The following is a 20,994-nucleotide window of genomic DNA, read 5'->3' as shown; positions in this document are numbered from 1 at the left end:
AGGTTTGATGACGCCCGCGCCACCCGCGCCGGCCGCGGCCGGCCGCGCCCCAGCAAACCGCGCCTGCCCCGGGAGCATGCCCCATGGACGTGGAGTTTCACTATTACATGACCTATCTGGTGGCCGCCGCCGCCGGCTACCCCCCCGCTGACGCCCTGAAAATCGCCTACGCCAGCCAATATGTCGACGACAACAAGTTTCAGTTCGACATCGACAAGGGCCAGGCGTCGGCCTATCAGAACTACATCAGCCAGACCATGGACATCTTGAAGCCCAAGGACCGGCTGATGCGCATCTACCCGATTTTTCACTTCGTGCCCGGCGAGCCCATGAGCGAGGCCTGCATGCGCCTCGACGGCTGCCTGCACATGCTAAACACCACCCCAGGCAACCAAAACGCCTCGGAGCTGCTGCGCGCCGCTATCCAAACCGACGACTTGCAACGCATCGGCGTGGCCACCCACGCCTTTGCCGACACCTGGGCCCACCAAAACTTCGTGGGCTATTTCGACGCCTTCAACGCCATGAATGGGCCCCTGGAAAAACTTTCGCCCAACATCGGCCACGCCGACGCCGGCCACCTGCCCGATCTGCCCACCGCCGTCTGGCAAGACCCGCGCATGGTCAGCGGCCAGGTGGACAACCGCCAGCGCTTTCTGGAAGCCGCCGAGGCCGTCATGACCATGTTCATGGGCCGGATCGATCCGGCCATGAGCCCGCAAGAGGCCAGCCGCCGCCTGGCGGCCATGCGCCTGGAGCTCAACCAGGCCATGGGCAAGCGCGACGACCAAAACGTCATGAGCGACGAGCGCATCGAACGCTACGTCGCCCTGGGCGAAAAGCCGTTTTTCGGCGGCCAGGCGATCCCGCGCTACGACCCGGAGCTGTGGCTGGACATGGCCGTCAACGAAGAGGTGCGCGGCCTCAAGGACCGCTGGATGGGCCAGAACCTGGAGTTTTTGGGCCGCGAGATCCCGGTGGTCGCCGACATCTATACTTGGCGCGATCCGGGTTCGCGCCAAACCACCGACTGGTGGCGTTTCCAGGAGGCGGTCAAGGCCCACCAGGACATGGCCTGGGCCATGCTGCGAACCGGCAACATGCGCTTCATGAGCATGCAACGGCTCTGAGCCGGCGCGAAAAAAACCGGCGCCGGGAGGGTCGCTCCCGCCGCCGGCGAATCGCCGCGTTTTGGCGCTTATTTGGCCGGCTGGGGCTGGGCCGGGTCGGCCGCCGGCCGCGCGTCGGCCACGGTGTGGCCCAGGCGGGCCAGGGCGGCGACGATGGTCTGGCGGCTTTGGTCGTCGGGGCCGCCTTGCAGGGCCTTTTCGTAGATGGCGATGGCCCCGGCCTGGTCGCCGGCGGCGGCCAGGGCCCTGGCCCGGTCCAGGGCGTAGAGCGCGGCCAGATCGGGCCCGGCCGCCTGGATGGCCCGCTGATAGCTCTTCTGCGCCTCGTCGTATTTGCCCAGGGCCTCCTGGCTCTGGGCCAGGCCATGCAGGGCCAGGGGCAAAAGCTCGGCCTCCAGCGAGGAATCCTGGCCCAGGGCCGCGAACTCCTGGGCGGCTTGATCGTATTCGCCCTGGCCATAGAGCGTCTGGGCCAGGGCCAGGCGGGCCTGGCGGCCGGCCGGCGTGGCGCTGTATTCGTCGGCGATCATGCCCAGGGCCTCCCGCATGGTCTGCAGGGCCGGGCCGTCGATCTGGCCGCCGAGGTATTTTTCATACACCAGCATCACCGGGCCCAGCTTGTCCATGGCCTGGGCGTCGCGGTGGCTGGCGTAGGAGCGCAGGCCCACGCCCGCGCCGATCAGCAGCACCGCCGCGGCCGCGCCGATGAATAACGCCTTGGCGTTGGCCCGGGCCCACTTGACCGCCTTGTCGGTGAAGGTGATGAACTCGTCGGGCTCTTTCAAGATCTGTTTGATGTCGTCCTTGGCCATTTATGGTCTTGCCCTCGTTGCTAGAATTAGGCGTTATCGCGCAAGTAGTTGGCGGGCCAGGGCCGCCGCGCCCAGCACCGGCGCGTCGTCGCCCAGCGCGCCGGCAATCACCCGCACCCGGGCCGGATCAAGCACGCGCAGCCGCCGGGCCAGTTCTTCGTGGGCCGCCGGGCGCATCATCTCCCAACTTCGCGAGACCCCGCCACCCAGGATTATCAGGTCTAGGCCCAAAGTGCAAATCAGATCGGCAAAGGCCCGGCCCAAAGCCATCCCGGCCACGGCGAACAGCTCCCGCGCCAGCTCGTCGCCGGCCAGGGCCGCCGCGCCCATGGCCGCCACCGAGTCCTCGCGGCCCAGGCTCGTCTGGCGCCCGGCGTCCAGGGCCTCGACCAGCATGCCCCGCAGGCCCGTGGCCGAGGCGTAGGCCTCCAGGCAGCCCCGGGCCCCGCAGCCGCAGAGCCGGCCGTCACCGACAACCAGGATGTGGCCGATCTCGCCGGCCGAGCCCAGCGGCCCGCGCACCAGCCGACCGTCCATGATCAGCCCGCCGCCCACGCCCGTGCCCAGGGTCAGGCAGACCAGGTCGGCGTGGCCCTGGCCCGCGCCAAAGCTCTGTTCGCCCAGGGCGTAGAGGTTGGCGTCGTTTTCCAGCACCGCCGGCAGGCCCAGCGCCTCCGAAACCAGCCCCACCAGGGCCTGGCCGTTGAACAAGGGCAGGTTGAGCGCGTGCAGAACCACGCCGGTTTTGATGTCCAGCACGCCGGCGCAGGCCACGCCCACGCCCAGGGGGTCGGGCCCGCGCAGCTCGGCGGCCTCCTGCCGCAAGCGCTCGGCCCAAGGCCCCACCCCGGCCGCCGGCCGGGTGGGAAAGCCACGCGCGGCGATCAGGCCGCCGTCATCCACCAAACCCACGCGGGTGTTGGTCCCGCCGATGTCCACGCCCAACCAGGCCGCCATGGTCACGCCTCCCCCGCTACGCGCGGCGCACCGCGTCCTTGATCCGCTTGACGTGGCCCCGGCCCATGCCCTTGACCTCGCAGCCCAGCTCGAAATAGCGGCGGATCTTGGCGTCGTCCAACAGGGCGAAGCAATCGACCACGCACAGCGGGCCGCCGGCCATCTTCACCACCCAATCCGGGTCCAGCTCCAGGTATTGCTTGTGGCGCACGCACAGCACCACCGCGTCGGCCCCCTGGAGGCTCTGCTCCAGGTCTTGCGAAACCTTCAGGTGGCCAAGCTCCTGCTGGCTGCGGAAAAAACGGCCCCGGCTGTGGCCCGGCGCGGGGTAGGTGTCTTGGTTTTCCAGCTCCCACCAGCGCTTGACGTAGGGGTCGTGCACGCGGACAATGGCCCCCATCTCGGTGAGCTTGCGCACCACCAGCTCCGAGCCGCTGTAGCGGGTGTCGCCCACGTCCTCGCGGTAGGAAGCGCCGCAGACCAGCACCTCGCAGGCGGCCAGCGAGCGGCTCATGTTGCGCAGGCCGTCGCGCACCAGGCCGGCGGCGTGCAGGCTCCGGTTGTCGTTGATGTCGATGGCCATGGGCGTCATCTTGAAGATGGGCTCCTGAAAGCCCATCAGGTGGTGATGGGACCACACGCCCAGGCCGCCGTCCTTGGGCAGGCAATAGCCGCCGATGCCCGGGCCGGGGAACATGATGTTGTTGTGGGTGGGCCGCGCCTTGATGGCCTGGATCACCTTGACGATATCGACGCCGTTTAGCTCGGCGAAACGCGACCATTCGTCCATGAAGGCCAGCATGGTGGCCCGGAAGCTGTTCTCGACGATCTTGGCCGTCTCGCTCTCGATGGGTTTGTCCAGGACGGTCAGCGGATACTTCTCGGTGTTGAGCACGTCGTTGAGAAAATCGACGACCATCTGGCGACTTTTTTCGTTGACGCCGGCGCAGACCCGCCAAAAATCGCGGATCGAGGCCACGTAGTTGCGGCCGGGCATGACCCGCTCGTAGGAGTGGGCCAGAAGGGGTTCGTCGTCAACGCCCCTGGCGCGGAAGGCCTTTTTGATGATGGGATAGGCCACGAACTCGGTGGCGCCCGGCGGCACGGTGGTCTCGATGAGCACCAGGCACTGGGGCTGAATCTTCTGGCCGATGACGCCCAGCGACTGCTCGAAGGCGCGCATCTCCACGCTGCCCTTGGTCACGTCGGCCAGCTCGTCCTTGGAATAATCGCACTGCACGTCGACGACGACAACGTCGGCCAGGGCCAGGGCCTCGTAGGAAAAGCTGGCCGTGAGGGTCTTCTTTTCGTTGACGCAGCGGGCGATCATGGCCGGCACCTCGGGATCCTCGGAGGTGACCGGGGCCAGGCCGCGGTTGAGCAGGGGGATCTTCCAATAACTGCGCTCGCTGGGCCGCTGCATGCCGATGACGAACTTGCCCGGCGCGTCGGCCACCACCGCCGCCATCACCGCGCCCACGAAACCCACGCCCATGACCACCACGATCTGGCGGCCGGCCTGGCGGTGTTCGGCCACCAGCTCGGCCAAGCGCTGATTTTCGGCCTGATAGTCGGCCTCGCCGGGCAGGATGAAAACCTCGCCGTCGGGGCTGACCGACACGTCTTGCCGCTTGTTGCTCATCGAATCCTCCCAGTGCGCGCTGGCAAGTGATCACTAAGGCAAGGCCGTCGGGGCGCGATTCCCCGGCGGCCGCTGGCTGACGATCCCACGCCCCGGCCAGGGGGCCGACGGCGTTGGCTGGTAATCTTATCGGCAATATCGCCTTCGCGCCGCAACGCAAAAATCCAGCGCCGCCGACTGGCTCACCAAAGGGCCATGCGCGCCACGTCGCCGGCCAGCTCCGGGTCGTGCATGAGTTTTTTGGCGAAACGCAGATACTTGTTGGCGATGGCCCGCACCGCGAACTGATAGGCGTAGGGCTTGATCGGCTTTTCCAGCAGGTGGGTGACGCCGGCGGCCATGCACATGTTGACGATGTCGTTGCCGGCGTGGCCGGTGATGATCACGCTGTCCTCGGCGGCCATGGGGTAGTGGATGGTCACCGCCTCGATGAAATCAAAGGCCGTCTGGCCGCCCAGGAACATGTCGAGCACGAAGATGGCCAGGCTGCTTTCGCGGTTGAAGCAGAAGGTGCGGGCCTCCAGGGCGTCGCTGAAGGCGTGGACCTGGCCCCACGAATAGAACGTCTCGGTCAGATCCTTGAGGTGCTCGGCGATCTGCCGCTCGTCGTCGAGGATGATCACATCCAGCCCGTTGGCCATGGGGGCTCCTTAAGCGTTCGGCGCGGCGGCGCGCGCTCGCCCACGCGGGCGAAACGCACCGCCGCGCCTTTAAATTATAGCAAGGCGCTGGGCTCTCGTGTCGCTATTTTGCCACGGCCAGGCGGCCGACGCTCAAAAATCGACCCAATCGCCGTTGCCGGTGTACAGATCGCTCCCGCTGCCGTCCCGGCCCGAACCGCCCAGCACGGGCAGGCCCTTTTCGCGCATTTTTTCGATGGCTGCCAGGCCCGTGCAGTGGTTGGCGGCCACAACGCAGGGCTTTTGCTCCACCAGCCAGTCGATGGCTTGTTCCTGCTCGGCGGCCATTTCGCCAAAGGGCGCGATGTGCATGCCGCCGTAGAGGCCGTAGAGCCTGGCCGCGCCGTTGAGATGCCGGCCGGGCAGCTCCAGGAATTGCCGCATGCCCTGGTGGCAACAGCCGGCCATGGCCACCAGGCCCTTTTCGGCCACCAGGAAGTATAGCGACTGCTCGCCGCGCACGTCGAGGATGATGGGCACGTCGAAGGTCACCGAGGCGCAACCGGGCATGAGTTGGTGGATCATGCCCACCTCCAGGCGGATCAAGGGCCCGGCGTGGGCCACGTCATTGCGCGAGCCGCCGCCGCCGTCACCCCGGCCGGCCAGGAAATCCAACGCCTTTTGGCTGAAGGTCTCGGGGACGATCACCGGCAGGTCGGGCCGCAGCTTGAGCACGGCCTCCACGCCAAAGAAATGATCCATGTGCTCGTGGCTCATGTAGAGGAACTCGACTTGGCCATCGGCGATCATGCGGTCCACGCCGGTCTGGGCCAGGCGCCGGGCGATGTAGTCCGGATCCCAGCCGCAGTCCAGCAAAAAGCGCCGCGTGGCGCCGCCGGGGTAGTCCACCTCCACCAGGTTGCAGGCCCCGGCGGCGTTGTCGTTTTGCCAGGGCGCGGTCCACTGGCTGGCGGCCAGGCCGCCGTTGGCCACCACGTCGTTTATGACCTTGGCGTCGTCCCACCAGCCCACCTCGGACACGCACAACACGCGCAGGCCCTGGCATTGGCCGATGTCGAGCAACTGGTCGCCCAAGGGCAGCGAACGTATCGAAGACCTGTCCAGCACGGCCATGACAACTCCTTCATAAGTTTATGGTTATCGACGCAATGGCGCACAGACGAAAACACTATACTCAGTCGGTCATTGCCGCGCAAGCCATTGGCGCATCGCCGCGCGCGGCGATAATGGCCATTTACTGGCCGGGCCTGGGGTGATATGTTGTAATGCCGAACAATTTTATCGCCTTTTCGCGCCGCGCCGTTTTTCAACTGGGGAGACAACGGGATTTTGCGCCGCACCCATCCACTGATTCTGGCCCTGGTCACGCTGCTGGGCTTGTGCTGCTTTTGCGCGCCGCCGGCCTTGGCCGCCACGCCGCCCCAGCCCAAGCGCGTGCTGCTGATCGATTCCTACCACGAAGGCTTCGATTGGAGCGAAGAGCTCATCGCCGGGCTCTCCGAGACGCTGGCCCAGCGCCGGGACGTCGAATTCCAGGCCACCTTCATGGACACGCGCCGCCATGCGTCGGACGACTACCCGCGCGCCCTGGCCGAGCTATATAAAATCAGATACGCCAACGAGCGCTTTGACTGCGTGGTGGCCTCGGGCCAGCCGGCTTTTGATTTCATCATGGCCCACGGCCGAGAGCTTTTTCCCGGCGCGCGGGTGCTGTTCTGCGGGGCCAGCGACCTGAGCGGCTTGCCCGACGGGCCGCCGAATTTCGCCGCCGGCGTCACGCGCGGTCAGCAGATCCTGCCCACGGTCCAGGCCCTGTTGCGCTTGCGGCCCCAGGCCAAGGAAATCTATTTCCTTACGGGTGGTTGTCGCCAAGGCCGCATCCTGCTGGAGGCCGCCCGGCGGGAGTTGCGAGGCTTTCGCGGGGCCAAGCTGGTCTTGCTCGATCACGACGCGATGTCCCGCCAAGAGATGCTCGAGCGTCTGCGCGGCCTTTCCCGCGACAGCCTGGTGATCTACGGCCAGTGGCGGCGCGAGGACGGCGACCGCGCGACCGCCGATTTTTTCGATCAGGTGCTGGACGCCTCGCCGGCGCCGGTTTTCGGCCTGTTCGGCATGGGCCGCGCGCCGGGCCTGGTGGGCGGGATGTTCGAAGACGGCCGGGCCCTGGGCCGCCAGGTGGGCGGCTTGGCCCTGACGTTGCTGGCCGGCAAGGCCCCGGCCGGCGCGCCACTGATCGCCAGCACGGCCAACCGCTTTAGCTTCGACCACCGCCAGTTGGCGCGCTGGGGCATCGACCCCGACGACCTGCCGCCGGGCAGCCGGCTGGTCAACGCGCCCGAGAGCTTCATCTCCCGCTACCGCTCGTTGATTTTGGGCGTGGCCGGCTTCATGGTCATGCAGACCATGCTCATCGTGCTGTTGGTGGCGGCCTACGCCAAGCGGCGCAAGACCGAGCGCGCCCTGGCCAAGAGCGAACAAGACCTGGCCATCACCCTCAACTCCATCGGCGAGGCGGTCATCGCCGCCGACGTCAACGGCGTGGTCACCCGCCTCAACCCGGTGGCCCAGCGCCTGACCGGAGTGCCCGCCCACAAGGCCGTGGGGGCCAAGCTAGACGATGTCTGCAAGCTGCAAGACGGCCAGAGCGGCGAGCGCCTCACCGACGCCGCCCGCCAGATCATCGCCGGCGGGCTGGATATTTTTGGCGAGCACCTGATTTTGCGCTCGGCCGACGGCTCGCGGCGGCCGGTGGCCGTCAGCGGCTCGGGCCTGCGCGACGGCGACAAGAAAATCGTCGGCGTGGTCATGGTGCTGCGCGACGTCAGCCGCGAGCGCGAGGCGGCCCTGGCCCTGCGCCGCAGCGAGGCCCGCTATCGCTCGCTCTACGACTCCATGCACGAAGGCGTGGCCTTGCACCAGCTCGTCTCCGACCCCGGCGGCCGGCCCTACGATTTCGTCGTGCTCGACGTAAACCCCGCCTTCGAGCGGATCATGAACCTGCGACGCGGCCAGGTGGTGGGCATGTGGGGCTCCCAGGCCATGGGCCGCCACGCCAAGACCTACTTCGAACGCTTCGCCCAAGTGGCCCGCAGCGGCCAGCCCGTCTCCTTCGACGTGGATTTCAAAGAGCTGGGCCGCTCGTTCAACGTCTCGGTGTTTTCGCCCGGCGAAGACCTCTTCGCCACCATCCTGCAAGACATCACCGAGGCCAAAAACGCCCGCGACGCCCTGGCCCGCAGCGAGGAAAAATTCCAGAAGGCTTTTTATTCCCACCCCGACAGCATCGTCATCTCCAACCCCCACGACGGCGTCATGCTGGAGGTCAACAACAGCATGCTCTCCATGCTGGGTTATCAGCCCGAGGAGATCCTGGGCGTCTCGGCGCTGCGCATCGACCTGTGGGCCGACCCGGCCGACCGCGCGCGCTTTCTGGCCACCATCCGCGCCGAAGGCCGCTGCCTGGCCATGGAGTCCGCCCTGCGTTGCAAGGGCGGGCGCATCATCCCCGTGGAGCTTTCCGGGGCCATGCTCTATCTGGGCGGTCAGGAGCGCCTGCTGACCATCGCCAGGGACGTCAGCGAGCGGGCCGCCGCCGCCGAGGCCCTGCTCAAGAGCGAGGAGCGCTTCCAGGCCGCCTTCATGGCCAGCCCCAACAGCATCGCCATCACCCGCATCAACGACGGCGTGGTCATCGACGTCAACCACGCCTTCTGCCGCCTGCTGGGTTACGACCGCGCCGACATCCTGGCCGATCGCCGTCTGCTGCTGGCCGCCTGGCAAAACCACGCCGACCGCCTGACCCTGCTGGCCGCCGTCAAGGAGCAAGACGAGATCGCCGAGTTTGAGACGGCCATGCGCGCCAAGTCCGGCGAGATAAAAAACATCATCATATCCGCGCGCTGCATCGATATCGACGGCCAGAGCTGCGCCATCAGCGTTTTGCGCGACGTCACCCAGATGAAGCTGGCCCAACAGGAGCGCCAGCGCCTGGAAGAACAACTGCGCCAATCGCAGAAAATGGAGGCCCTGGGCACCCTGGCCGGCGGCATCGCCCACGAGTTCAACAACCTGCTGGCTGCGATCATGGGTTACTCCGAGCTGGCCATGGCCCGCATGACCACCGGCCACGCCTGCGAGGATGAAGTGACCCAGGTGCTGGCCGCCGCCGAGCGGGCCAAGGGCCTGGTGCGCCAGATCCTGACCTTCAGCCGCGAAAGCGACTATGAGCTCAGGCCCCTGCGCGCCCTGCCCGTGGTGCTCGAGGCCCTGGCCCTGCTGCGGGCATCCCTGCCCATCACCGTGGATCTGCGGCAAAACCTGGCCAGCGAGGCGGTGATCATGGCCGACTCCACGGCCCTGCACCAGGTGGTGATGAACCTGTGCACCAACGCCGCCCACGCCCTGCCCAAGGACGGCGGCTTCATCGAGGTGAGCCTGGCCGACGAGCCCGATCCGGCCGGCGGGCCGGGCTGGCTGCGCCTGAGCGTGGCCGACGACGGCGCCGGCGTCGATCCGCTCATCCGCGGCCGCATCTTCGAGCCCTTTTTCACCACCAAGGCCCCCGGCGAGGGCACCGGCCTGGGCCTGTCGGTGGTCCACGGCATCGTCAGCCGGCTGGGCGGCCAGATCAACGTGACCGACCGGCCCGGCGGCGGCAGCGTCTTTGGCGTGCGTCTGCCCGCCGTCGACGCCGAGTCCCTGCAAGACGATTCGGCCCAGCCGGCCAATCTGCGCGGCCCCGAGCGAATCATGCTCGTCGACGACGAACCGGGCCTGGCCCAGACCATGGGCGAACTGCTGGGTTGCCTGGGCTATCGCGTGGCCGTTTTCCAAGACAGCCGCCAGGCCCTTTACGCTTTTCAGAACGACCCGAGCGCCTTCGACCTGCTCATCACCGACCAGACCATGCCCGGCCTCACCGGCGAGGCCCTCATCCGCCGCATGCTGGCCCTGCGCCCCGACCTGCCCGTGATCCTCTGCACCGGCTACTCCGAGTCGCTCAAGCCCGACGACGCCGCCAGGCTGGGCGTGCGCCTGTTCCTCTACAAACCTTTCAGCCACCGCGAACTGGCCGCCGCCGTGCGCCAGGTGCTCGACCACCCCGCCGTCGGCCAGGGCGACCAGGCCTGCATCTTGCCGAGCGCTCACGCCGGCCCTTGACTTGCCGCGGCGCGGCGTGTAATTATTTCGTATGCTAACTATCGCCGGCCCGCGCCGGCCAAGGATGACGCCATGGGCGGCCACGACGATTGCATACTCTTTCTGCTGGCCAAGGCCTTCCAGACGGCCCACGCCACGGCCAAAAAACGCCTGGGCAAGTATGGCCTGACCCCCGAGCAGCAGCTCGTGCTGGCCGCCGCCGCCGACGCCGAAGGCAGCCCCGTTGGCGAAATAGGCAAGAAACTTCGGCTGGATAGCGCCACGCTCTCGGGCATTCTCGACCGCCTGGCCGAAAAGGGCCTGGTCGAAAAACGGCCCGACGACCAGGACAAGCGCGTCAGCCGCGTCTTTGTCGCCGACCACGTGCACGGGCTGCTGCCCAAGATGATCGCCGAGCGCGACAAGGTCAACGATCTGGTGCTGGCCCCGCTCACCCACGAGGAACGGGTCTTGTTCAAACGCATGCTGCGGGAGATCAGCTAAATTTTTTTGTCGCGATATCTTGCATACAAGATATCGCCCGGCCCAAAACAAGCCAGGCGCCCGCCGGCCCAACACGGGCCAGGGGGAAAGGAAGCGCGGCGATGAGTGACGGTCAATGGCGCAAAACCGGGTGCGTGCTCTGCGCCCAAAACTGCGGGCTGGAAGTGCTGGTCGCAAACGACCGCATGGTCAAGGTCCGCCCCGACAAGGACAACCCGCGCAGCCAGGGCTACGCCTGCCGCAAGGGCATGAACGTCATCAACCATCAATACCCCGCCGACCGCCTGACCCAGCCCCTCAAGCGGGTGGGCGACAAGTTCGAACCCATCGGCTGGGCCCAGGCCATCGACGAGATCGCCGCCAAACTGCGCGCCCTGCTCGACGCCCACGGCCCGCGCTGTCTGGCCTACATGGGCGCCAGCGCCCAGGGCGGCCACATGGAGGGGGCCTTTGGCCTGGGCCTGATCCGCGCCCTGGGCTCGAAATATCTCTATTCCTCGGCCGGCCAGGAGTTCAGCGGCTCGTGGTGGGTCCACGGCCGGCTGCTGGGCAAGCAATACCTTCTGCCCGCCCACGACGAGCACAACGCCGAAGTGCTCGTCGCCTGGGGCTGGAACGGCATGCAAAGCCACCAGATGCCCCGCGCGCCCATCGTGCTGCGCCAGTTCGCCAAGGATCCCGAGCGCCTGCTGGTCAGCGTCGATCCGCGCAAGAGCGAAACCGCCGCCGTCGCCAACCTGCACATCGCCCTCCGCCCCGGCACGGACGCCCTCTTCGTCAAGGCCCTGGTGGCCATGATCCTCGAGCGCGGCTGGCAAAACGATGATTATCTGCGGCAATACGTTTTGGGCTGGGACGACGCGCGGCCCTGGTTCGCCGGCTTCGATTATCGCCCGGCCCTGGAGCTGTGCGAGGTCAGCCTCGATCAGGCCGAGGAGTTCTGCCGCCTGCTGACAACCAAGCGCTGGTGCCTGCACCCGGACCTGGGCATCTACATGGGCCGCCACAGCGCGCTAAATTCCTACATGCTCTCGATTTTGCTCTGCGTCTGCGGCCGGCTCTGCCAGCCCGGCGGCAACGTCATCTTCGGCATGGTCATGCCCATGGGCAGCCACGCCGACGAGCGCGACCCCACGACCTGGCGCGCCGTCGCCACCAATCTGCCGCCCGTGGCCGCCGGATCGTTTCCGCCGGCCGCCATGCCCGAGGAGATCACCAGCGGCCGGCCCGACCGCCTGCGCGCCGTGCTGGTCAGCGCCGTCAACCCCCTGCGCTCCTACCCCGACACCAGCGCCTACGAGCGCGCCTTCGGCGAGCTGGACCTGCTGGTGGTCAACGACATCGCCCTGACCGAAACCGCCCGCCTGGCCCACTACGTCCTGCCCTGCCGCACCTACTACGAGGCCTACGACGGCACGTTCTTTCCCAACAACTACCCCGAGGTGTTTTTCCAGATCCGCCAGCCCATCGTCCCGCCGCCCGGCCAATGCCTGGAGGCCGCCCAGATCTTCACCCTCATCGCCGACCGCCTGGGCCTCATCCCCGATATCCCCAAGGCCCTGCACCAGGCCGCCGACCACGACGACCGCCTCACCTTTGGCCTCAAACTGATGGAATGGGCCGCCAGCGAGCCCAAGGCCCTCAAGATGATGCCCTTTGTCCTGGCCAAGACCCTGGGCCGCGCCTGGAATTCGGCCGCCCTGGCCGGCATGTGGGGCATGTTCATGACCGCGCCCAAGGACTTTCGCCGCAACGCCGCCCGCGTCGGCTTCGCCCCCGGCCCCGACCTGGGCGACCGCGTCTTCCAGGCCCTGCTGGAGACGCCCCAAGGCCTGTGGGTCGGCCGCGTCGACGACCAAGACCCCATGGCCCAGCTCAAAACGCCCTCGGGCAAGATCGAGCTGCTGATCCCCGAACTGGCCCGGATGGCCAACGACCTCGACGCCGCCTCCGAGGCCCAAGCCCTTAAATTGCCAGACGACATGCCCCTCATCCTCCAGGCCGGCCGCCACACCGAAAACAACGCCAACACCCTCATGCGCAACCCCCAGTGGAACCAAGGCCGCCGCCCCTGCACCATCGCCGTCAACCCCGCCGACGCCCAGAAACTCGGCTTCGCCGACGGCCAGGCCGTCCGCGTCACCACCCAGGCCGGCTCGGAAACCGGCGAACTCGAAATCAGCGAACAAATTCGCCCCGGCACCGTGATCATCCCCCACGGCTTCGGCCTGGATTACAACGGCCAGGTCCACGGCCTCAACGTCAACCGCTTGACCAAAAACACCAACCGCGACCTGGTCGGCACGCCGATCCACCGCTTCATTCCCTGCCGCCTGGACGTGGCCTGAAAAAACGGCGGGGCCTTTTTCTCGACGCCGGAGAAAAAGGCCCCCCGCCCAAGCGCGCTTGGCTAGGGGAGCAACTCGAGAATCTCGTCGGATTTTTCCAGTGATTGGGCCGCCTGGGCGGTGAGGCCGTCCAGTTCGCGGCGGGTCAGGCGCATCTCGAAAAGCACGGTCGATGGCAGGTCGACCAGGTATTCCTCGTCCAGGCAGCGGTAGCCGATGGTGTTGACGATGTGGTTGGCCAGGCAGACGATGTTGGTGTCCTGGCGGGCCAGGCGGGCCTTGGCCGGTTCGTGGTGCAGGGCGATGACCTCGACGGTCTCGGGGGCCAGCTTCCATTTTTGGCCGATGCGCGCGCCCAGTTCGGCGTGATCGATGCCCAGGGCCTCGCGTTCGGCCATGGTCTGGCTGTAGCCTTCGGTCTTGACGAAGTATTGCACGTCCTCGTAAACATCGCGCAGAAACTCGGCGATGATGAGCATGCCCACGTCGTGCAGCAGGGCCGAGGTGTGCAAGGTGGCCAGGTCGGCGTGGCCGTGCGCTTTACCCAGCTCGCGGGCGGTCAGGGCGGTGGCCATGGAGTGCCGCCAGATGGGCGCGCTGCCTTTGAAGAATTTGGCCACGCCGGCGTCCAGGGCGATCTCGGCCACGTTGTCGGCCCCCAGTTGGGGCACGGCCTGTTCGAGCGATGTGCAGCGATAGCGCAGGCCAAAAAAGGCCGAGTTGACCCGCCGCAGGACGTGGGCGGTGACGGCCTGATCCATGTTGATGGCCCGGATCAACTCGGCGGTGGAGTAGTCCGGGTCGGCGGTCAGTTCCAGGACTCGGGCCACCACGGTGGGCAGCGGCGGCATTTTTTGGGCTTTTTCGGCTATTTTACTCAGGTAGCTCATTTTCGCCCTTGGTCGCGATCTTCTTTCCATTCCTGGAGATTATGCCAAAAACCCATGCCGATGCAAGGCTTTGCCGCGTGGCCGCGCCGGTTTGGCCCTAACCGCGCCAGAGCAGGTCTTGTTCCTCGAGGGCCTTGATCTGGTCGCGCAGTTCGGCGGCCTCCTCGAAGCGCAGCCCTTTGGCCGCCTCTTTCATGCGCCGGCGCAGATCGGCGATGATGGCCGGCAGTTCGCCTGGGTCGGCCACGGCGGCGGTCAACGGCGGCGGGGCCGGGTAGTCGGCGGCTATCTCCGGGGGCAGCATGGCGCCGATGGCCTTTTTGATCGACTCGGGGGTGATGCCGTGTTCTTGGTTGTATTGCTCCTGGGCGACGCGACGGCGCGAGGTCTCCTCCATGGCCCGGGCGATGGAGTCGGTGATCTGATCGGCGTAGAAGATGACCTTGCCGCCGACGTTGCGGGCGGCGCGACCGGCGGTCTGGATGAGGCTGCGCGTCGAGCGCAGGAAGCCCTCGCGGTCGGCGTCGAGGATGGCCACCAGGCTGACCTCGGGCAGGTCCAGGCCCTCGCGCAGGAGGTTGATGCCCACCAGAATGTCGAAATCGCCGCGGCGCAGGCCTTGCAGCAGCTCGACCCTGGCGATGGTGTCGATGTCGCTGTGCAGGTATTTGACCGACAAGCCCACCTCGGTGAGGTATTCGGTCAGCTCCTCGGCCATGCGTTTGGTCAGGGTGGTGACCAGGGCCCGCTCGCCACGGCCGGCCACCAGGCGCAGTTCGGCCATGACGTCGTCGACCTGGCCGCTGGCCGGGCGCACCTCGACGATGGGGTCGATCAGGCCGGTGGGCCGGATGAGCTGCTCGACGACCACGCCCTGGGCCTGTTCCAACTCGTAGTCGGCCGGGGTGGCCGAGACGTAGATCACGTTGTCGAGCAGGGCGTTGAATTCGTCGAAATTGAGCGGGCGATTATCCAGGGCGCTGGGCAGGCGAAAACCGAAATCGACCAGAGTCGCTTTGCGGCTGCGGTCGCCGTTGTACATGCCGCGCACCTGGGGCGCGGTGATGTGGCTTTCGTCGATGATCAGCAGCCACTTTTTGGGAAAATAATCCAACAGGGTGGGCGGCGGCTGGCCGGGCTGGCGGCCGGTGAGGTGGCGGCTATAATTTTCGATGCCGTGGCACCAGCCCAGCTCTTTCATCATCTCGATGTCAAACAGCGTGCGCTCGCGGATGCGCTGGGATTCGATGAAGCGGGCGTTGTCGTCATAATATTTGATGCGCTCGGCCAGCTCGGCGCGGATGGCGGCGATGGCGGCCTCGCGCACGCCCTCGGTGGTGACGTAGTGGCTGGCCGGGAAGATCACCACCTTGTCGGTTTGTTCCAGGGCCACGCCGCGCAGCGGGTCGATGAACGAGATGCGCTCGACCTCGTCGCCGAAAAACTCGATGCGCACCGCCCGTTCTTCCTCGTAGGCCGGAAAGATCTCGACCACGTCGCCCCGGGCGCGAAAGACACCGCGATGAAACGAAAACTCGTTGCGCTCGTAGAGCATCTCCACCAGCTTGCGCAGCACCGCCTCGCGGCCGACCTGGTCGCCGCGTTGCAGATATAAAAGCATCCCCGCGTAGGCCTCGGGCGAGCCCAGGCCATAGATGCAACTGACGCTGGCGACGATGATCACGTCCTGGCGGGTGAGCAGGGCGAAGGTGGCGGCGTGGCGCATCTTGTCGATGCGCTCGTTGATCGATGAATCTTTTTCGATATAGGTGTCGCTGGCCGGGATATAGGCCTCGGGCTGATAATAATCATAGTACGAGACGAAATACTCCACGGCGTTGTGGGGAAACAGCGCCTTGAACTCGCCATAGAGCTGGGCGGCCAGGGTCTTGTTGGGGGCCAGAACCAGGGTGGTCAGGCCGCTGGCGGCGATGACGTTGGCCATGGTGAAGGTCTTGCCGCTGCCGGTGACGCCCAAAAGCACCTGGCGCTTGCAGCCCTGGGCCAGGCCCGCCGTAAGCTGGGCTATGGCCTGGGGTTGATCGCCCTGGGGCTGGTAGTCGCTTTCCAGCTTGAACTGGGCCTGGCTGGGCGCGGTGCGCCAATATTGAAAGGTCTGTTCGGAACCGAAGTCCATGGGCCGTCCCGGTGGAAAAAATGCGCGCCAGCGGCCGACGAGGCCGAAATCAGCAATCAGACGACCAATTGTAACCCAAAGCCCGGCGCTGGGCCAACTCCTGATCAATAAAGAAAAAATGCCCCGGCGGAGAGGCAATTCCGCCGGGGCCGCGCGGCTGGGCCGCTTGACGGGCTAGACGCCGGCGAACAAGCGCCGGGGGTTGTCTTTCAAGATGACGTCCAGGTCGGCCTGGGTCGCGCCGCCGGCCAACAGGGCCGGGGCCACTTTGTTGAAGATGTGGTCGGGCCGCCAGTCGATGACCATGGGCAGGGCCGCCTCGGGGATGCTGAGGGGCCGGCCCAGCCAGGTGTTGATGCTGTCGTGGGAGAGCATGAGCTGCTTGGCCCAGCCGCGCTGAATCAGCTCGTTAAGCACCGGGTAGCGCGTCGCCTCCATCGGGCAGCCGGCCAGGCCTTGCAGGCCCATGCGGTCCCACGAGACATAGACGCCCTGCCTCAGCACGGCCTCTTGATAGTCCAGGTCCAGGTTGTCGCACATGTGGCCGATCATCGTCCGCTTGGGGTCGGCGCCCAGCTCGAGCAGGAACTTGGCCTGCTCGGGGCCCATGGTGCCATGCTCGGTGTGGGTGATGATCGGCGCGCCGGTTTCTTTCTGGGCGGCCACGGCGGCGGTGAAGAACATTTTCTCGTAATCGGTGATCTGGCCCTGGCTGGAGGCCAGCTTGATCACGCCGGGCCTCACGCCGGTGTCGGCCACGCCCTTGGTCAGCTCGGTCAAAAACATCTCGCGGATCTCGGCCACGGCGTCGCCCAGGCTGGCCCGGAAGGCGAAGTAGGCCGCGCCGCCCTCGGCCTGGCTGTAGTAGCCAGTGGAACAGACGATGTTGACGCCCGATTTTTCCGAGACCTCCTTGAGCAGCAACGGATCGCGGCCGGTCTCGTTGGGCGTGGCGTCGACCAGCGTGCCCAGGCCAAAGGCCTGTTTCAGCGCCGACAGCGTCTCCACCGCCTGCTTGACCGCGGCCGGGCGGTCGAAGGCGCCCAGGGTCACGTCGCCGTTCCAGCCAGGGTAGCCGAAAACGATGTGTTCGTGCATGAGCGTCAGGCCCAGTTCGTCGGCGCTGACCGGCCCGGCGACCGTGTTGACCATTTTGGCGGCCATGAGTACTCCCCTTTATATTTAAGTTAGCGTTTGGCCATTTCCTGCTCTTGGACCTGTCTCCACAATATCTTGCCCGCGCCGCTTTTGGGTAGGGCCGCAACGATCTCGACGATGCGCGGGGCCTTGTAGGCCGACATTTCCTTGCGCGACCAAGCCATGATCTCCTCGGGGTCGGGCTGGCAGCCGGGCTTGGCCACGATCAGGGCCTTGACGGTCTCCTGGCGCTTGGCGTCGGGCGCGCTGATCACGCAGGCCTCCAGCACATGGGGGTGCTTGTAGAGCACGGCCTCGATCTCGGCGGGCCAGACCTTGAAGCCGGCGGCGTTGATCATGCGCTTCAGGCGGTCGGTGATGAAAAAGTAGCCTTCTTCGTCCATGCGGCAGATGTCGCCGGTGCGCAGAAAGCGCTTGCCGCCCAGCTCGATGAAGGCCTCCTTGGTCTCGACGGGCTTGTTCCAATAGCCCAGCATGATCTCCGGGCCGTGGATGACCAGTTCGCCCTGCTGGCCGGCGGGCAGCTCCCGCAAGGTCTCGATGTCGATGACGCGGGCGTCGACGCCAAAATCGGGGATGCCGATGGAGCCCAGCTTGACCTTGTCGCAGGGGTTGAAGTGGGTCTGGCTGATGGTCTCGGTCATGCCGTAGCCCTCGACGTAGTCCAGGCCGGTGAGGTCTTTGAGGCGCTGGCCCAGGGCCACCGGCAGGGGCGCGCCGCCGCCGCCGACCATTTGCAGGCTGGCAAGGTCGCGGCTTTCGATATCCTTGGCCGAGAGGATGTCGGCCATCATGGCGGTGATGTTGACAAAATGCGTCACGCCGTATTTTTCGACGGCCTGGAGGGCGGCCTCGCGGTCCCAGCGGGTGAGCATGACCAGGGTGGCCCCGGCGGCCAGGGGCGCGGCCAGGCTGTGCACGAAACCGGTCACGTGAAAAAAGGGCAGGCAAGACAGCACGTTGGCCCCGCTGGAGAGCTGGGTCCAGTACATGGCGCTCCAGACGTTGGACATGACCGTGGCGTGGGTGTGCATGCAGCCCTTGGGCAGGCCGGTGGAGCCGGCGGTGTAGGGCAGCATGGCCAGGTCGGCTTTGATGTCGATATCGACCTGGGGCGCGCCAGGGGCGCTGGCCAGGGTCTCCAGCCAGGCGGCGGCGCCGTCGATGGCCCTGGGCGTGGCGGCCATGAAGTCGGGCGCGGGGATGGCCGGGTTTTCGGGCATGTAGTCCCACAACGAGCCGCAGATGACCCGCTCCACGCCCAGATCGGCGGCGATGGGCGCCACCCGGCCGTAAAGCTCGGTGGTGGTGATGATAAACCTGGCCCCGCTGTCGCCGACGATGTTGTAAAGCTCGCGCTCGACCAGCATGGGGTTCAAGGGGGCCACCACGCCGCCGGCGGCGTAGACGCCAAAGCAGCCGATCAGATAGTGGGGGCAGTTTTGCATGTAAAGCGCCACGCGGTCGCCCTTTTGCAGGCCCATGGCCGCCAGGGCCCCGGCCAGCCGCTGGGCCTGATCCCAGAGCTGGGCGTAGGTGATGACCTGGCCGTAGTAGATCACGCCGGGCTTGTCGGGAAACCTGCGGGCGCTGGTGGCCAGCAGGTCGTGCAGGGGCGTCTGGGGATAATCGAGCTTCTTGGGCATGCGATTGGGCCAGGACGAATGATGAGCGACGTTCATTTTTTTCTCCGACGTTGGGGGCCAGCGCGGCGCGGGCAGTTCCGGCCGCCGGGTCGTGGTGCTCTGGCGAAAGGGTTGCTTTTATTGGCCCTCGGTGATTGAGGCCAAAACAAGACTCTCCGTTGACAAAATGGCGCAAAAACACGCGCATGCACGTATTAACGGCCGTTTAGCGACCGCAACACGGTTTTTGATGCAAAAATAATTTATAACGCCTGAAGCGCCATGTACACAGAAATGTGCGGTCATTACGATTTTTTTGACCGATCGTCCAGTTTCTTGGCCGCCGCGGCCCACGGCGGCCAAAACAAAGCGGCGGCAATCAAAAACGCTTTACGCGACCGGGCTTTCCTCTTCAAACTATGAAATAAACCCGCCCGTTGTGCGCGGTTTGTAACACTGCCGCAACACCCCTGACAACTTGTCTTGCTAGCTTTGAAAGGCCCGGGAAGCGGCCCGTCGCGAGGGAGTTTTGCATGACCACGGCCAACATCGAAATCGACAACAAAGCGGCGGGCCCAGGCCCGGAAGACCAAGAGCGACTGGACGAGGAGATCTTCCGCGACCTGGTCTCGGTGGAGCTGAGCGCCGAGCAGCGGGCGCGGCTGGTCGCCCCGCCGGCGGTTCATCCGCGCCAGCGCGCGGTGCTGGCCGTGCATTGGCACCCGGAGTGGATCCCCATCGAGCTGACCATGGCCCGCCTGGCGGCCAGCTACCCCAACCGCCAGAATCAGTTGATCATCCCCACCCAGCACAACGAGCTGCTCTGCCTGGGCGAACTGGCCGGCGTGGAGATCGACTGCTATTCGTCGGGCTTCAACCGCAAGGTCCAGCTTTTGCTGCACATGCGCGCCGAGGCCGTGGAGCGGGCCGACGTGCTGCGTTCGATGCTTTCGCACACCTTCAAATATCGCGGCGGCCAGTTGTGGGAGTTCATCGACTCCATCGTCGAGCCGGCCTGGGATGCCCGCATGCAAGAGGCCGCCGCCGAGACCGGGGCCAACGACGAGGTCGTGGCCTTTGTCCGCGATTGCGCCGCCCGCCTGCGCGCCCTGCTGGCCGATCACGAGTCTGACGTCCCGCCGATGATGATCAAGAACAAGCTGGTCAGCGAGTTCATCGCCGCCCAGCGCCCCTGGCGACCGGAGCGCATGATCAGCCGGGCGCTGTTGCTGGCCAAGGCGGTCAAGCAGATCGTCAAGCGCGAGTTTTCCTTGCAATATTTCTATCGGGCCAGCGAGGTCATCGAAGAGGCGCGCGGCCTGGGGGCCGGCGTGGTCATCCCCCATCCCGAGCAGTTCTGGCCCATCTTGCTGGCCGACTACGACGTGGACGGCTACGAGGTCTGGAACCCGCAATCGCGCGAATACACCGAGTTTCTCATCGGCGTGCTCAACCGCCAGAACAAATCCCGCGCCCACGGCGAACGCCGCCTGCTTGTCTTCATGGGCGACGATACGCACATGAGCGAAAAGGCCAAGCCCCCCGAGTTGCAAGACCGCCAAAAGGCCGCCCGCGAGGTGGGCCTGCAACCGGCCTGGGACGACCCGGCCATCCGCAAGGCCCTGATGCTGGCCGGCATGGACCGCGACCGGGTCATCGACCAATATCGCGGCCGCCTGGCCTGAACCACCAATCTGGAGAACGAACCCATGTCTTCGTCGGACAACAGCTTCAAGCACGTCTCCCTGCAAGACAGCCAGTCCATCGTCGGCTACCTGGAGGCCCTCAGCGCCGGGCTCAAGCAGGGGGCGCTGTTGTTTTGCACCGAAAACAAGCGCCTGGTGCTCAAACCCCAAGGTCTGATCAAGCTGGAGGTGGAGGCCAAGCGCAAGGACGAGCAGATGAAGCTGACCCTCAAGTTCCGCTGGAACGAGGAAAGCCTGGGCGAAGGCGACCTGGCCGTGCGGCCGATGACCATGGGCGATGACGGCCGTTAAGCGGCCCAAGGCGG

Annotated in this window: 15 protein-coding genes; 6 read left to right on the top strand and 9 right to left on the bottom strand. The window is 66.2% G+C overall.

Features of this window, described 5'->3' with window-relative positions; genetic code table 11:
- Positions 1 to 83 precede the first annotated feature (83 nt).
- Positions 84 to 1,130 carry a DUF6765 family protein gene (locus DEBA_RS01990; RefSeq protein WP_013257229.1) on the top strand — a complete coding sequence of 349 codons (1,047 nt, stop codon included), beginning with the start codon at positions 84 to 86 and terminating at the stop codon, positions 1,128 to 1,130.
- 68 nt (positions 1,131 to 1,198) lie between these two features.
- On the opposite strand, the gene DEBA_RS01985 is transcribed toward DEBA_RS01990, so the two are convergent.
- The 5 genes from DEBA_RS01985 to DEBA_RS01965 form a co-directional block, all read right to left on the bottom strand.
- Positions 1,199 to 1,942 (bottom strand): YfgM family protein, encoded by a 744-nt coding sequence (locus DEBA_RS01985; RefSeq protein ID WP_013257228.1) that lies wholly within the window; start codon positions 1,940 to 1,942, stop codon positions 1,199 to 1,201.
- 33 nt (positions 1,943 to 1,975) lie between these two features.
- Positions 1,976 to 2,899: an ROK family protein gene (locus DEBA_RS01980; protein WP_013257227.1), complete on the bottom strand. Its 924-nt coding sequence runs from the start codon at positions 2,897 to 2,899 to the stop codon at positions 1,976 to 1,978.
- Between the two features lie 16 nt (positions 2,900 to 2,915).
- Positions 2,916 to 4,541 carry a nucleotide sugar dehydrogenase gene (locus tag DEBA_RS01975; RefSeq protein ID WP_013257226.1) on the bottom strand — a complete coding sequence of 542 codons (1,626 nt, stop codon included), beginning with the start codon at positions 4,539 to 4,541 and terminating at the stop codon, positions 2,916 to 2,918.
- Between the two features lie 182 nt (positions 4,542 to 4,723).
- Complete coding sequence (locus DEBA_RS01970) at positions 4,724 to 5,182, bottom strand: response regulator (protein WP_013257225.1); 459 nt, start codon at positions 5,180 to 5,182, stop codon at positions 4,724 to 4,726.
- A 132-nt stretch (positions 5,183 to 5,314) separates the two neighbouring features.
- Positions 5,315 to 6,295 carry an MBL fold metallo-hydrolase gene (locus DEBA_RS01965; RefSeq protein WP_013257224.1) on the bottom strand — a complete coding sequence of 327 codons (981 nt, stop codon included), beginning with the start codon at positions 6,293 to 6,295 and terminating at the stop codon, positions 5,315 to 5,317.
- Positions 6,296 to 6,511: 216 nt separating this feature from the next.
- Between DEBA_RS01965 and DEBA_RS16685 the strand changes: the two genes are divergently transcribed.
- The 3 genes from DEBA_RS16685 (at position 6,512) to DEBA_RS01950 (ending at position 13,173) form a co-directional block, all read left to right on the top strand.
- The gene (locus DEBA_RS16685) at positions 6,512 to 10,342 is read left to right on the top strand and encodes a hybrid sensor histidine kinase/response regulator (protein ID WP_013257223.1); all 3,831 of its coding nucleotides are present in this window, start codon (positions 6,512 to 6,514) and stop codon (positions 10,340 to 10,342) included.
- Between the two features lie 72 nt (positions 10,343 to 10,414).
- Complete coding sequence (locus DEBA_RS01955) at positions 10,415 to 10,825, top strand: MarR family winged helix-turn-helix transcriptional regulator (RefSeq protein WP_013257222.1); 411 nt, start codon at positions 10,415 to 10,417, stop codon at positions 10,823 to 10,825.
- A gap of 101 nt (positions 10,826 to 10,926) precedes the next feature.
- Entirely contained in the window at positions 10,927 to 13,173 is a 2,247-nt protein-coding gene (locus DEBA_RS01950; RefSeq protein ID WP_013257221.1) for a molybdopterin-containing oxidoreductase family protein, read from the top strand.
- A gap of 62 nt (positions 13,174 to 13,235) precedes the next feature.
- Here the strand turns inward: DEBA_RS01950 and DEBA_RS01945 are convergent, their stop codons facing one another.
- The 4 genes from DEBA_RS01945 to DEBA_RS01930 form a co-directional block, all read right to left on the bottom strand.
- The gene (locus DEBA_RS01945) at positions 13,236 to 14,063 is read right to left on the bottom strand and encodes an HDOD domain-containing protein (protein WP_013257220.1); all 828 of its coding nucleotides are present in this window, start codon (positions 14,061 to 14,063) and stop codon (positions 13,236 to 13,238) included.
- A gap of 97 nt (positions 14,064 to 14,160) precedes the next feature.
- Positions 14,161 to 16,200 (bottom strand): excinuclease ABC subunit UvrB, encoded by a 2,040-nt coding sequence (gene uvrB / locus DEBA_RS01940; RefSeq protein ID WP_013257219.1) that lies wholly within the window; start codon positions 16,198 to 16,200, stop codon positions 14,161 to 14,163.
- 174 nt (positions 16,201 to 16,374) lie between these two features.
- Positions 16,375 to 17,364 carry a phosphotriesterase family protein gene (locus DEBA_RS01935; protein ID WP_013257218.1) on the bottom strand — a complete coding sequence of 330 codons (990 nt, stop codon included), beginning with the start codon at positions 17,362 to 17,364 and terminating at the stop codon, positions 16,375 to 16,377.
- 23 nt (positions 17,365 to 17,387) lie between these two features.
- The gene (locus DEBA_RS01930; RefSeq protein WP_013257217.1) at positions 17,388 to 19,040 is read right to left on the bottom strand and encodes a long-chain-fatty-acid--CoA ligase; all 1,653 of its coding nucleotides are present in this window, start codon (positions 19,038 to 19,040) and stop codon (positions 17,388 to 17,390) included.
- 476 nt (positions 19,041 to 19,516) lie between these two features.
- Here DEBA_RS01930 and DEBA_RS01925 point away from each other — a divergent pair, with 476 nt between their 5' ends.
- Positions 19,517 to 20,668, top strand: coding sequence for a hypothetical protein (locus DEBA_RS01925; RefSeq protein WP_013257216.1), 1,152 nt, complete (start codon positions 19,517 to 19,519; stop codon positions 20,666 to 20,668).
- A 24-nt stretch (positions 20,669 to 20,692) separates the two neighbouring features.
- The gene (locus DEBA_RS01920) at positions 20,693 to 20,980 is read left to right on the top strand and encodes an amphi-Trp domain-containing protein (RefSeq protein WP_013257215.1); all 288 of its coding nucleotides are present in this window, start codon (positions 20,693 to 20,695) and stop codon (positions 20,978 to 20,980) included.
- Positions 20,981 to 20,994 lie beyond the last annotated feature (14 nt).

It is taken from the genome of Desulfarculus baarsii DSM 2075 (assembly GCF_000143965.1).
Taxonomy (GTDB): Bacteria; Desulfobacterota; Desulfarculia; order Desulfarculales; family Desulfarculaceae; genus Desulfarculus; species Desulfarculus baarsii.
Note: the sequence above shows the minus strand (reverse complement) of the source record. Positions and strands in the feature narration are given on the sequence as shown.